The organism is Pseudomonas sp. G(2018) (assembly GCF_005502415.1).
Lineage (GTDB): Bacteria > Pseudomonadota > Gammaproteobacteria > Pseudomonadales > Pseudomonadaceae > Aquipseudomonas.
The window spans coordinates 1-12,265 of the sequence record NZ_SCOO01000025.1; the positions used below are offsets into that span (position 1 = coordinate 1).

The 12,265-nt window shown below is 58.6% G+C and carries 13 protein-coding genes; 3 read left to right on the forward strand and 10 right to left on the reverse strand.

Features of this window, described 5'->3' with window-relative positions:
• Positions 1-148: 148 nt before the first annotated feature.
• From FFS64_RS21180 to FFS64_RS21195, 4 genes are all read right to left on the reverse strand, one after another.
• Entirely contained in the window at positions 149-1,102 is a 954-nt protein-coding gene (locus tag FFS64_RS21180; RefSeq protein ID WP_095197025.1) for a hypothetical protein, read from the reverse strand.
• Positions 1,103-1,119: 17 nt separating this feature from the next.
• Entirely contained in the window at positions 1,120-2,835 is a 1,716-nt protein-coding gene (locus FFS64_RS21185; protein ID WP_137807025.1) for a proline--tRNA ligase, read from the reverse strand.
• 143 nt (positions 2,836-2,978) lie between these two features.
• Positions 2,979-4,538, reverse strand: a complete 1,560-nt coding sequence (locus FFS64_RS21190) for an AmpG family muropeptide MFS transporter (protein WP_137807026.1) — start codon at positions 4,536-4,538, stop codon at positions 2,979-2,981.
• A 44-nt stretch (positions 4,539-4,582) separates the two neighbouring features.
• Complete coding sequence (locus FFS64_RS21195) at positions 4,583-4,936, reverse strand: MGMT family protein (RefSeq protein WP_137807027.1); 354 nt, start codon at positions 4,934-4,936, stop codon at positions 4,583-4,585.
• A gap of 175 nt (positions 4,937-5,111) precedes the next feature.
• Between FFS64_RS21195 and FFS64_RS21200 the strand changes: the two genes are divergently transcribed.
• Positions 5,112-6,119 carry a DUF481 domain-containing protein gene (locus tag FFS64_RS21200; protein ID WP_137807028.1) on the forward strand — a complete coding sequence of 336 codons (1,008 nt, stop codon included), beginning with the start codon at positions 5,112-5,114 and terminating at the stop codon, positions 6,117-6,119.
• Positions 6,120-6,278: 159 nt separating this feature from the next.
• Here the strand turns inward: FFS64_RS21200 and FFS64_RS21205 are convergent, their stop codons facing one another.
• Positions 6,279-6,488: a cold-shock protein gene (locus FFS64_RS21205; RefSeq protein WP_002554837.1), complete on the reverse strand. Its 210-nt coding sequence runs from the start codon at positions 6,486-6,488 to the stop codon at positions 6,279-6,281.
• A gap of 352 nt (positions 6,489-6,840) precedes the next feature.
• Here FFS64_RS21205 and dcd point away from each other — a divergent pair, with 352 nt between their 5' ends.
• Together dcd and FFS64_RS21215 are read left to right on the forward strand one after the other, a co-directional pair.
• Positions 6,841-7,407 (forward strand): dCTP deaminase, encoded by a 567-nt coding sequence (gene dcd / locus FFS64_RS21210; RefSeq protein ID WP_007940589.1) that lies wholly within the window; start codon positions 6,841-6,843, stop codon positions 7,405-7,407.
• Positions 7,408-7,514: 107 nt separating this feature from the next.
• Complete coding sequence (locus FFS64_RS21215; RefSeq protein ID WP_095197445.1) at positions 7,515-7,724, forward strand: hypothetical protein; 210 nt, start codon at positions 7,515-7,517, stop codon at positions 7,722-7,724.
• A 123-nt stretch (positions 7,725-7,847) separates the two neighbouring features.
• Here the strand turns inward: FFS64_RS21215 and FFS64_RS21220 are convergent, their stop codons facing one another.
• From FFS64_RS21220 to FFS64_RS21240, 5 genes are read right to left on the reverse strand one after another with little or no spacing between them, the layout of a single operon-like run.
• Positions 7,848-8,612 carry an ABC transporter ATP-binding protein gene (locus FFS64_RS21220; RefSeq protein ID WP_095197442.1) on the reverse strand — a complete coding sequence of 255 codons (765 nt, stop codon included), beginning with the start codon at positions 8,610-8,612 and terminating at the stop codon, positions 7,848-7,850.
• 13 nt (positions 8,613-8,625) lie between these two features.
• Positions 8,626-9,744 carry a succinylglutamate desuccinylase/aspartoacylase family protein gene (locus tag FFS64_RS21225; RefSeq protein ID WP_137807029.1) on the reverse strand — a complete coding sequence of 373 codons (1,119 nt, stop codon included), beginning with the start codon at positions 9,742-9,744 and terminating at the stop codon, positions 8,626-8,628.
• A gap of 28 nt (positions 9,745-9,772) precedes the next feature.
• Positions 9,773-10,483, reverse strand: a complete 711-nt coding sequence (locus tag FFS64_RS21230) for an ABC transporter permease (protein WP_095197440.1) — start codon at positions 10,481-10,483, stop codon at positions 9,773-9,775.
• Positions 10,480-11,208 (reverse strand): ABC transporter permease, encoded by a 729-nt coding sequence (locus FFS64_RS21235; protein WP_095197439.1) that lies wholly within the window; start codon positions 11,206-11,208, stop codon positions 10,480-10,482. The genes FFS64_RS21230 and FFS64_RS21235 overlap by 4 nt, the downstream gene beginning before the upstream one ends.
• A gap of 56 nt (positions 11,209-11,264) precedes the next feature.
• A complete protein-coding gene (locus FFS64_RS21240) occupies positions 11,265-12,047 on the reverse strand; it encodes a transporter substrate-binding domain-containing protein (protein WP_137807030.1) in 783 nt (260 codons plus the stop codon).
• Positions 12,048-12,265 lie beyond the last annotated feature (218 nt).

A 12,265-nucleotide genomic window follows, 5' to 3' on the forward strand; every position in this document is an offset into this window, starting at 1 on the left:
GGCTGGAGGATTTGCGGGGCGGGTTTGAGCAGATGGAGTTGTTTGAGCGTTAAGGTCTTGAAATCAAGAGATCGCAGCCTGCGGCAGCTCCTACAGGATGTATGCGATCCAATGTAGGAGCTGCCGCAGGCTGCAATCTTTTCAGGCTTTAATTCGGCCCCGGATCCGCCACCAGGCGCCCGGCATCCTTGGTCAGGGACTTGAGGAATTCGGTCTGCAGTTCTGGATCGTTGCGGGTCAGTTCGATCAGGCTCTGTTCCAGTTCGCTGGCTTCTTCTTCCAGACCCAGTTCCGACAGGCGTTTGACCCGGTGCACCCACTGGCTCACTTCGTCATCTTCCAGGTCGTCGTAAATCAGTCCGTGGGCTTCGAGCAGCTTGCCGCGCAAGGTGCTGCTCAATGCCAGGGTCGAGTCGGTGTGCACGTCATCCTTGCCGTCCGCGACACTGATCTGCAGCTTGCCCAGATGGTTCAGGTCATGTTCGGCGAACGGGCTGTCCAACAGGTTCAGGCGCAAGACGCCGTTTTTGTCGGTACTCAGCTCGAAAGTTTCCTTGCCGGCCTTGACCTCGACCGGACGCTCGCTCCACGGCAGGCTCGAGTATTCCGTACGCTTGTCGAGCTGGACTTCGTCGATCCCGGCCAGGTTCTGTTGCGCGCGACCGTTGGATTGCACGTTCATGAACGGATTGAGCCCGGCAAAACCATAGCTGAACCAGTCCCGGGTCACGCTATCGGGAAGGTTGCCGAGGGCAAACACGTTGACCACGTTCGCGCCGACACCACCCACCACCGCCACCGCGCCCAGCGGGATCTCGTAGACCTCCCGCCAGGGTTGGTACGGCGTGTAGCGATCGTAATGGCGCGTGACTTCGAACTCAGTGACTTCGAAAGTCTTCTGCTCGTGGATTTTCACCCGACGTTGCGGCAGCTCAAGCACCTTGGGCTCACCAACATCGATCTGCAGGCTGTGATCGAGCAGTTTGCGCTCGACACGTTCCTCGTGCTCGCTGCGTTGCGACATGTGATTGGCACAGCCGCTGACCAGCAGGGTGCCGCACAGGGCGGCACCACCGAGGCCTAAGGTGTTTCGCTTGAACATGACGTCTCTATCTGGTTTCAGCGGCGGATACGGGCCTGAAGGAACGGCAGTACGTCAGCAACCGGCAGCGCTTGCGGCTCGGCCTCGGTACGGCTCTTGTATTCCAGGTTGCCTTCGGCGAGACCGCGGTCGCTGACCACGATGCGGTGAGGGATGCCGATCAGCTCCATGTCTGCGAACTTGATGCCCGGGCTGGTTTTCTTGTCGCGGTCGTCCAGCAGCACTTCGAAGCCGGCTGCAGTCAGTTCTGCATACAGCTTGTCGGTGGCTTCGCGCACCATGTCGGTTTCGTAGCGCAGCGGTACCAGGGCGATCTGGAACGGCGCCAGGGTATCGCTCCAGATAATCCCTTTCTCGTCGTTGTTCTGCTCGATGGCGGCCGCGACCACGCGGGAAACGCCGATGCCATAGCAGCCCATTTCCAGGGTGACCGGCTTGCCGTTCTCGCCCAGCACTTCGCACTTCATCGCCTTGCTGTACTTGTTGCCCAGCTGGAAGATGTGTCCGACTTCGATGCCGCGCTTGATTTCCAGGGTGCCCTTGCCGTCCGGGCTAGGGTCGCCGCTGACCACGTTACGCAGGTCGGCAACGGTCGGAACCGGCAGGTCGCGCTCCCAGTTCACGCCGAAGTAGTGTTTGTCATCGATGTTGGCACCGATGCCGAAGTCGCTCATCAGCTCGACGGAACGGTCGATGATGATCGGTAGTGGCAGGTTCAGCGGGCCGAGGGAGCCGGCGCCGGCGCCGATGGCGTCACGCAGTTCGGCTTCGGAAGCCATGACCAGCGGGCTGGCGACGCCAGGCTGGTTGGCGGCCTTGATTTCGTTCAGCTCGTGGTCACCACGGATGATCAGGGCAATCAGCTTGCCTTTCTCTTCGGCGTGCACCACCAGGGTCTTGATGGTCTTTTCAATCGGCAGATTGAATTTTTCCACCAGCGCGGCAATGGTCTTGGTATCTGGCGTATCGACCAGGCGCAGCTCTTCAGCCGGTGCCGGACGGGACGTTTCACGCGGCACGGCTTCGGCTTTCTCGATGTTCGCGGCGTAGTCGGAACCGTTGCTGAAGACGATGTCGTCTTCGCCGGATTCGGCCAGTACGTGGAATTCGTGGGAGCCGGCGCCGCCAATGGAGCCGTTGTCGGCTTCAACCGGACGGAATTTCAGGCCCAGCCGGGTAAATACGTTGCAGTACGCCTGGTGCATGCGGTCGTAGGTGACCTGCAGCGATGGCTGGTCAGCGTGGAACGAGTAGGCGTCCTTCATGATGAATTCGCGGCCGCGCATCAAGCCGAAGCGTGGGCGGATTTCATCTCGGAATTTGGTCTGGATCTGGTACAGGTTGATCGGCAGCTGCTTGTAGCTGCTCAGCTCGTTGCGCATCAGATCGGTGATGACTTCTTCGTGGGTCGGGCCGGCGCAGAAATCGCGACCGTGGCGATCCTGGAAGCGCAGCAGTTCAGGGCCGTACTCTTCCCAGCGACCGGATTCCTGCCACAGCTCAGCCGGTTGAGTGCTCGGCATCAACACTTCGAGCGAGCCGGCAGCGTTCATTTCTTCGCGAACGACGGCTTCGACCTTGCGCATCACTCGCAAGCCCATCGGCAGCCAGGTGTACAGGCCAGAGGCGAGTTTGCGGATCATGCCGGCGCGCAGCATCAGCTGATGGCTGATCACGACCGCATCGGAAGGTGTTTCTTTCTGTGTGGCGAGCAAAAATTGACTGGTGCGCATGGTTGGCCGTTATCGATTGCTGATGACGAGAAATGACAGAGCATTGTACGGGCGAGATCCGCTGTCGTACAGGCGTGCGGTCGGCGGTATGGCAGCAGGGCGGCAATCTCGCCGCCCTTTGCAACGTGTCCTGCAGATATTTCCTACGATTCTTCCGCGACCTGGGTGGGCACGGGGTCAGGCGTTGGTGTCGGGCCTTCGCGGCGGTTCTCCTGGAACCAGTGCAAGGCGATCAACAGCAGCGTCGGCACACCCAGCAGGGCGGTGATCAGGAAGAAATGGTGATAACCGAATTTCTCCACCATGACCCCGGAATAGCCGCCGATCAGGCGGGGCAGCAAGAGCATGATCGAGCTGAGCAGGGCGTATTGGGTGGCGGAGAACTTCAGGTTGGTCAGGCTCGACAGGTAAGCGACGAACGCCGAGGTCGCCAGGCCCGAGCTGAAATTGTCCAGGGAGATGGTGACCACCAGCATCTGCAGGTTCGGCCCCATGTCGGCCAGCATCAGGAACAGTATGTTGGTGCCCGCCGACGCAGCGCCACCGATGAACAGGATCGGCAGGATGCCGAAGCGCACGATCAACAGGCCGCCCATGCCGGCGCCGACCAGGGTCATGATCAAACCGAAGATTTTGCTGACGCTGGCGATCTGGTCCTTGGTGAAGCCCTGATCGATGTAGAACACGTTGGCCATCACGCCCATGACCGTATCGGACATCCGATAGGTAGCGATCAACCCAAGCAGCAACAGCGCTTGCCAGCGATAACGCAAAATGAAGTCGTTGACCGGCGTCAGCACCGGTGCCAGGCCGCGACGGCCCATGGCCGACAGGCATAGGGCAGTGAGCGTGGTGTAGAGGATGGCCCGCAGGAACGCGCGGTCTTCGAGCAACAGGTCGAGCGGGCTCGCGCCTTCGAACAGCACGCTGGCGAAGTCGGTGTTGTAGAGCTGGGTGAACATGGCCGGTACGGAAACCAGCAGTACGATCAGCACGAACACTGAGGCCAGTTGATGCACGAAACTGTAGCGCCCGGCCTGCAATTGTGTGCGCAGTGGAACGGGTGGTTCGCGCATGAAAATGCTGGTCAGAAGTGCCGGGACCATCAGGGCACCGAACAAAATGTAGGTGCCGGCCCATGCAGAATGTTTGTAGTTGAAACCGGTGGAGCCGAAACCTTCGGCAAAATACAGGGCGCCAGCCGTCGCCAGCAGTGCGGCGATCCGATAACCGGACATGTAACTGGCCGCCAGGGCCGCTTGGCGAGTGTCATCGGCAATTTCCAGGCGGTAGGCATCTACCGCAATATCTTGCGTCGCCGAGGCAAAGGCGACGACCACCGCGATAGCGATCAGCCAGGACAAATGCTTTTGCGGGTCGCAGAAACCCATCCCGATCAAACCGAGGATGACCAGTGCCTGGGACAGCACCAGCCAGGAACGGCGTCTACCCAGCTTGCCGAGGAATGGCAGGCGCCATTGGTCGAGCAGCGGTGACCAGACCCATTTAAAGGCATAGGCCAAGCCGATCAGGCTTGCATAGCCGATGGTTTCGCGAGCCACGCCGGCTTCACGCAACCAGACCGAAAGTGTCGAGAACACCAGCATGTAGGGAAGGCCGGCGGCGAAACCCAGCAGCAACAGTACAAGCGTCGAGGGGCTGGCATAGGCAGCGAGCGCGGCGCGCCAGGTTTTACGGGGCATGGGCTGGAGTCTGCCTCAAGAAATACGGAAACAAAGCGCGCACTCTAACCGCTGTGCTCTACCGGGCGCCAGCCATGGCGCCGAATATCAACACGATTATTCAGGATACTGATGCCCTCCATGCGCAGTCGTGCGCGTTGTTCGTCCCCGGATGGGCTGCCCGCGGGCAGGCTGATACGTCCGCCTGCACCGAGTACTCGGTGCCAGGGTAATTTACTGTCACCGGGCAGTTGGCTCAATGTCCGTCCCACCCAGCGAGCGGCGCGGCCGAGGCCGGCGAGTTCCGCCAATTGGCCGTAACTCACCACCTTGCCTTCGGGCACTTGCGCCAGGGTCAGGTACAGCGCCGTGCGTCGGATTTGTGCCGCACTCTCGGATTCAACGGTGGGTTCGTTCACGTCCGGTGTTCCTGAAATATAGCCTGAAAAAATTCACAGTACCGTTTGTAGAGTAATTCGTGGATCGCGTGTTGAGAAATGAACTCATTCGAAATAGTCGTGTCAGTCCTTGCTAGAGCCTTATTCCTGCGGATAATGCCGACTTTTTTTCGCAATCTTGAGTCTGTATTTGCTTATGTTGTTCAGAACTCTGCTGTGCCTCGCTGTCGTCAGCGCGTCCTCTCCCTTGCTCGCGGATACCGTCTGGTTGAAGAACGGTGACAAGCTGAGCGGCAAGATCGTTCTTTTCGACGGTGGCAAGCTGCTGATCAAGACCGAGTACGCCGGTGACGTGCCAATCGACTGGAAACAGGTTAAAACCCTGGAAAGCGATCAGCAGATGCTGGTCAAGCAGGATGCCTACACGGGTGAAAAGGCCAAGGCGTTGCACGCGGCGGATGACGGTAAGGTCACTCTGGCCAACGGCGATGGACCCAAGACCGTCGAACTGGCCAGTATCCAGCAGATCCTCAAACCCAAGCCGGTGGTCGAGGATCTGGTGTGGAAGGGCAATATCGACGCGGCTCTGGATTATCAGCGCGCCGAGAAAGATACCGATGATTACGACATCGATTTCAAGACCACTGCGCGTCATGGTCGTTGGCGACACATCGCGGAAGGCGAGTACAACCGCGAATACCAGGATGACGTGACCACCACGGACAACTGGCGTGGTGAATACTCCCTCGATCGCTTCCTGACGGAAAAATGGTTCTGGCAGGGTCGCCTGGTCTACAAGCGCGACAAGGTCGAAGATCTGTCCCGTCAGCGCACCGTCGGTACCGGTCCTGGTTATCAGTTCTGGGATAACGAATTGGGCGCTTTCTCCCTCGGTTCGCTGATCAATCACACGGATTATCAATTCGCCGATGGCAGCAAGGAGAGCTTCTATTCCGTGGCGATGAAGTGGGATTACAACCGTTACCTGATCGGCAAGAAGGTGGAGTTCTTCACCAACGGCGAAGTGGGCAAGCCGCTGTCGGGCGTGGCCGAGTATGCACTGGATGCAGAGATGGGCTTGCGCTACAAGGTGACCGATTGGGCATCGCTCAATCTCAAGGCCGAACGGGACATTATCAGCGGTACCGACGATGCCGACCTGGACAAGACGCGATACACCGCCGGGTTTGGCGTGACCTGGTAACACGTAAAAAAGATCGCAGACTTCGGCAGCTCCTACCTGGTTTGACGTACATCCTGTAGGAGCTGCCGAAGGCTGCGATCTTTTTTGCCCGTGAAAAACACACGGGCACAAAAAAGCCCCGCTTTTGAGGGCGGGGCCTTTTACTAAAGCAAGTACAAGTTAGATAACTTGAACTTCTTCAGCTTGCATGCCTTTCTGACCGCGGGTAGCGATGAAAGAAACCTGTTGGCCTTCTTTCAGGCTTTTGAAGCCGTCGGATTGGATAGCTTTGAAGTGAACGAACAGGTCGTCACCGGATTGTGGAGTGATGAAGCCGAAGCCTTTTTCATCGTTGAACCACTTAACGGTACCGGTTTGGCGATTAGACATGGTGTAACTCCTTGAACAAAGATAACTGCGACTCAGGAAGAACCCTGGCCGAGACTGAGTGCAAAGAGCAGGAAAAATTCTTGTAGATGGTTGGATCGAAATTCAACATATCGTGTAGAGATTCTCAGTGACACAAGCAGCACAGTGGCGCCACCTTAACCCTTTTTCCGGAACGTGCCAATGCTTCTTGCGAAGGTTTCTCGGTTTTCATGATCGACGGTGCACCGTATTGTTTCGAAGGTCCGTAAATTCAGGGTGATCGTCGAGAATTGTGCCCAGCACTTTGAACCCGGCGGCGCGCACCGGTAAGATGCCGGACAGTTTTTTCCACCTCGCTATTCAGGACACCGCCATGAGCATCAAATCGGACAAGTGGATTCGCCGCATGGCGCAGGAACACGGCATGATCGAGCCGTTCGTCGAGCGCCAGATGCGCGGCAGCGACGATAGCCGTGTGATCTCCTACGGCGTGTCGAGTTACGGCTACGACGTTCGTTGCACCAATCATTTCAAGGTGTTCACCAACATCAATTCGGCCATCGTCGATCCGAAAAACTTCGATGCCGGCAGCTTCGTCGACATCCACAGCGACGTCTGCATCATCCCGCCGAACTCCTTCGCCCTGGCCAGCACCGTCGAATACTTCCGCATACCGCGCAACGTATTGACCATTTGCCTGGGCAAGAGCACCTACGCTCGCTGCGGGATCATCGTCAACGTCACTCCGCTTGAGCCGGAGTGGGAAGGTCACGTGACCCTGGAATTCTCGAACACCACCAACCTGCCGGCGAAGATCTACGCCAACGAAGGCGTGGCGCAGATGCTGTTCCTTGAGTCTGACGAAGAGTGCGAAGTTTCCTACAAAGACCGTGGCGGCAAGTACCAGGGCCAGCGCGGCGTGACCCTGCCGCGGACCTGAGTCAACCGTCTGACAAACCGTGGGAATTCTTGAGCGGGCGTACACTCTATGGAGTGTACTGCCCCGATCCGCGCAAGGCGGTTCGGGCCTTCGCTCAGGAGTGCTATATGAAGATCGACCCGAAAATAAGTGCCGAACTGGCAAGGCTTGAGCCCAATCAGGTTGGCGTTTTGGCCTGGTCCTTGTTGGCACACCCGCCGATCAGCATGGCGGGGGGCATCCCCGGCCAACCTGATCCCGATACCCCCAACGAACAACCCACCGAGCCAGGTGAGCCCACCCTGCCGGATGAGCCGCCTCCTGCGCCTGTGGCTTGATTAGCGCCAAAAATAGGACTGTAGGAGCGAAGCTTGCTCGCGAAGGCTTTGTGTCAGGCAAGGATGATGTCGGATGACACACCGCCTTCGCGAGCAAGCTTCGCTCCTACGCGGAGATGATGTTTACTTGAGGTTACCGCTGAGAAATTGCTTCAGGCGTTCGCTCTTCGGATTGCCCAGCACGTCTTCCGGTGCGCCTTCTTCTTCCACCAGGCCTTGGTGCAGAAACAGCACCTGGCTCGATACTTTGCGTGCGAAGCTCATTTCGTGGGTGACCATGATCATGGTCCGGCCTTCTTCTGCCAGGCCCTGGATCACCTTGAGTACTTCGCCCACCAGCTCCGGGTCCAGCGCCGAGGTCGGCTCGTCGAACAGCATGACCTCCGGTTCCATGGCCAACGCCCGGGCAATCGCCACGCGCTGCTGCTGACCGCCGGAGAGGAACGCCGGGTATTGATCGGCCACCCGCGCCGGCAGCCCGACCTTGTCCAGGTAGCGGCGGGCACGGTCTTCGGCTTCCTGCTTGCTGCAGCCCAACACCCGGCGCGGGGCCATGGTGATGTTTTCCAGCACGGTCATGTGGCTCCACAGGTTGAAGTGCTGGAACACCATGGCCAGACGGGTGCGGATCCGTTGCAGTTCATCAGGATCGGCTACATGCATGCCATGGCGATCCTTGGCCATGCGAATCGCTTGTCCATCGAGGCTCATGGCGCCGTCGTTGGGCTGTTCGAGAAAGTTGATGCAACGCAGAAAGGTACTTTTGCCCGAGCCGCTGGCGCCGATCAGGCTGATGACGTCGCCGGTGTTGGCCTTGAGCGAAACGCCTTTGAGTACCTCATGATCGCCATAGCTTTTATGCAGGCCTTCAATGGTCAGTTTGTACATGGAACAAGCATCCTCAAGGCGAAAGTAAGTAGCCGCTGCGATAGGCTTCGGCGCCCGCCACGTGGGCGATCACCATGCCGGCGGTGGCCATGCGGCGCAGCGAACGGGCGTACATCAACCCGGCGGCGGTGCAATGGACCGGTGTGACACGGTCGGAGATCGGGTCAATGATTTCGGCGATCAGTTGCCCGGCTTCCAGGTATTCCCCCGGCAGTGCGGTGAACACCAGCAGGCCGCCGGCCGGCGTGGCCACAGGTTCGACACCAGCCAGCGGCGTGGCCGGGTAGGGCAGGTCAGGCAGTGGGGCCGATTCGCCGGTTATCGCACCGTAGTGAGTCAGGTAATCGATGATCGCCTGGCAGTCGAGGCTGGCCAGTGGGTGATTGACGTCACCCTGGCCGCGCAATTCGACGGTGACCGAAAAACTGCCCAGCGGAATATCGAAATGCTCGCCGAAGCGCTCCTTCAACTGCCACCAGAGCAGAGTGAAGCATTCATCGAACGATTGACCGCCGGAATCGGTGGCCAGCAGGCTGGCTTCGGCGCCGATGTAGCGGGCCAGCGGCTCGACCTGCGGCCAAGCTTCGGGCGTGGTGTACAGGTGCGCGACCGCTTCGAAATCACAATGCAGGTCCAGCACCATGTCGGCATCGCAGGCCAGTCGCTGCAAGGTCAGGCGCTGGGATTGCAACTGGGTGCTGGCGGTCTGGCGTGCCAGCGCTTGACGCAGGCTGTTGCGTATCAGATGGAGGTTGCGTTGCGGATTTTCGCCGAGTTGGCCTTCGATGTCGTTGCCGACCTCTTCGCTCAAATCGACGAACCAGCGGTTGAAGTTCTGCCCGCTTTCCAGCTCGTAGCGGCCCAGCGGTACATCCATCAGCACTTGTTCCAGGCCGACCGGGTTGGCGACCGGCACCAGGACGATTTCGCTGCGCAGGCGGCCGGCGGCTTCCAGCTCCGCCAGGCGTTGCTTGAGGTGCCAGGCCACCAGCATGCCGGGCATTTCATCGGCGTGCAGGGACGACTGGATGTAGATCTTGCCTCGGGCCGAGGTCGGGCCGAAGTGGAAGCTGTGGATCTGGCGTGCGGTCCCCGGCAGGGGGGACTGCAGGTCATGGATCTGGTGGCGCATCTTTTGTTTCCTGAAGCAGTGATAAGCCCTAGTGGGTCGGCCCGAGGAAGGCCAGCCATCGGCGTTCGGCAAGACGGAACAGGCCGACCAGCGCAAAGGTGACGGTCAGGTAGATCAGCGCGGCGATGCCGAACGACTGGAAGGTCAGGAAGGTTGCCGAGTTGGCATCCCGCGCGACTTTCAGCACATCAGGGATGGTCGCGGTGAACGCCACAGTGGTCGAGTGCAGCATCAGAATCACTTCGTTGCTGTAATACGGCAACGAGCGACGCAGGGCTGAAGGCATGATCACGTAGGCATACAACTTCCAGCCCGTCAGGCCGTAGGCCTTGGCTGCTTCGACTTCACCGTGGGCCATGCTGCGGATCGCCCCGGCGAAAATCTCCGTGGTGTAGGCGCAGGTGTTCAGGGCGAACGCCAGGATGGTGCAATTCATCGCATCGCGGAAAAAGCTGTCGAGCAGCGGTTGCTCACGCACCGAGGCCAGGCTGTAGATCCCGGTGTAGCAGATCAGCAGCTGGATATACAGCGGCGTGCCACGGAACAGGTAGGTGTAGAACTGCACCGGCCAGCGAATCAGGACGTTCGGTGAAACCCGGGCGATGGACAGCGGAATCGATACGATGAAGCCGATGAAAATCGAAGCGCTCAGCAGCCACAGGGTCATGGCCAGGCCGGTGATGTTCTGACCGTCGGTGTAAAGGAAGGCTCTCCAGTATTCCTGCAGGAGTTCGATCATCGTACGGCCTCCCGTGTACCGGCAGCGTAACGGCGTTCGAGCCAGCGCAGAATGATGTTGGAGGCACTGGTGATCACCAGGTAGATCAGGGCGGCGAGTACCAGGAAGTAGAACAGTTGATAGCTGCTTTTACCCGCATCCTGGGCGGCCTTGACCAGGTCGGCCAGACCAATGATCGACACCAGCGCGGTTGCCTTGAGCATGACCATCCAGTTGTTGCCGATACCCGGCAAGGCAAAGCGCATCATTTGCGGGAACACCACGATGCGGAACCGCTGGCCGCGTTTGAGACCGTAGGCGGTGGCCGCTTCGACCTGGCCACGAGGCACTGAGAGGATGGCACCACGGAAGGTTTCGGTGAAGTACGCGCCATAAATGAAGCCCAGGGTAAGTACGCCGGCGCTGAATGGGTCAATCTCGATGTATTCCCATTCCATGTAGTCGGTGAGCGACGTCAGCCAGGTTTGCAGGCTGTAGAAAATCAACAGCATCAGCACCAGATCCGGCACCCCGCGAATCAGCGTGGTGTAGCACTGGGCAGGCAGGCGCAGCAATTTGACTTTCGACAGTTTGGCACTGGCGCCGAGCAGACCGAGCAACACGGCCACCAGCAGCGACATCGCCGATAATTTGATGGTCATCCAGGTGCCTTGCATCAGCAACGGACCGAAGCCCTGGAGGCTGAAGGCTGAGAGCCCCAGATTTTGCAGGAGGTTTTCGAACATAAATCAGCAACCTGATCGGATGAAAAAAGCGCCCATCGCGAGATGGGCGCCGGGCATTATTTGCCGCTGTACAGATTCAGATCGCCAAAGTGTTTCTTCTGAATGGTGGCATAGGTGCCATCATCGTGTAACGCTTTGATACCTTTATCCAAAAGCGCTTTCAGCTCGGTGTTACCTTTCTTAATACCGATCGCCGTCTTGGATGGCAGCAGTTCGCTGTCGACCGGTTTGCTGACTTCGTAGCCTTCGCCTTTTGGCGACTTCAAGAAGCCCAGTTCGGCTTGCAGCATGTCCTGGATCGCGGCATCGAGACGACCGGAAGTCAGGTCCGAATACACTTGGTCCTGGTTCTGATAGGCCTGGGTTTTCACGCCCGCCTTGTCCAGCACGGCTTTGGCATAGGCTTCCTGGATGGTGCCTTGCTCGTAGCCTACGGTCTTGCCCTTCAGCGAAGCGACGTCTGCGGTCAGGCCAGAACCTTTCTTGAACACGTAGGCGGTTGGGCCGGAGAACAGTTCGCTGGAGAAGTCGATGACTTTTTCGCGGGCCGGGGTGACGGTCATCGAAGAGATCACACCGTCGAATTTATTGGCCTTGAGGCCCGGAATCATGCCGTCGAAATCGCTTTCGACCCATTTGCACTTGACCTTCAGCTCGGCGCAGATTGCGTTGCCCAGATCGATGTCGAAGCCCACCAGGCTGCCGTCGGCCGCTTTCGACTCGAACGGTGCGTAGGAAGGGTCAACGCCGAAACGCAATTCCTTGTATTCCTTTGCCAGCGCAGAGCCAGCAGCTACGCACAATGCCAGTGCAGAAAGGGTCAGCAATGCTTTTTTCATTATTCAATCCCTAAGAACCAATATGAGCGCTTGTGGCGCAGAATTATTGTTACTGGTAAGCGTAAGACCTAATGAAAGTAGCAATTTCCGAACCAGAGTGCCGAACAAGCGTTTAAAAGGTTTTCAGGAAATTGCCGGATGCGATTAGTGCACGAAAACGGGCGCGGTGGAAAGCCTGCACTTTTTTGGATCCGGTAGACGCAAATCCCTGTGGCGAG

Coding starts and splice junctions, on each gene's coding strand:
- FFS64_RS21220 (WP_095197442.1), bottom strand. CDS start 8,612: ATGTACAAACTGACCATTGAAGGCCTGCATAAAAGCTATGGCGATCAT.
- FFS64_RS21180 (WP_095197025.1), bottom strand. CDS start 1,102: ATGTTCAAGCGAAACACCTTAGGCCTCGGTGGTGCCGCCCTGTGCGGC.
- FFS64_RS21230 (WP_095197440.1), bottom strand. CDS start 10,483: ATGATCGAACTCCTGCAGGAATACTGGAGAGCCTTCCTTTACACCGAC.
- FFS64_RS21215 (WP_095197445.1), top strand. CDS start 7,515: ATGAAGATCGACCCGAAAATAAGTGCCGAACTGGCAAGGCTTGAGCCC.
- FFS64_RS21240 (WP_137807030.1), bottom strand. CDS start 12,047: ATGAAAAAAGCATTGCTGACCCTTTCTGCACTGGCATTGTGCGTAGCT.
- FFS64_RS21200 (WP_137807028.1), top strand. CDS start 5,112: ATGTTGTTCAGAACTCTGCTGTGCCTCGCTGTCGTCAGCGCGTCCTCT.
- dcd (WP_007940589.1), top strand. CDS start 6,841: ATGAGCATCAAATCGGACAAGTGGATTCGCCGCATGGCGCAGGAACAC.
- FFS64_RS21205 (WP_002554837.1), bottom strand. CDS start 6,488: ATGTCTAATCGCCAAACCGGTACCGTTAAGTGGTTCAACGATGAAAAA.
- FFS64_RS21225 (WP_137807029.1), bottom strand. CDS start 9,744: ATGCGCCACCAGATCCATGACCTGCAGTCCCCCCTGCCGGGGACCGCA.
- FFS64_RS21185 (WP_137807025.1), bottom strand. CDS start 2,835: ATGCGCACCAGTCAATTTTTGCTCGCCACACAGAAAGAAACACCTTCC.
- FFS64_RS21190 (WP_137807026.1), bottom strand. CDS start 4,538: ATGCCCCGTAAAACCTGGCGCGCCGCGCTCGCTGCCTATGCCAGCCCC.
- FFS64_RS21235 (WP_095197439.1), bottom strand. CDS start 11,208: ATGTTCGAAAACCTCCTGCAAAATCTGGGGCTCTCAGCCTTCAGCCTC.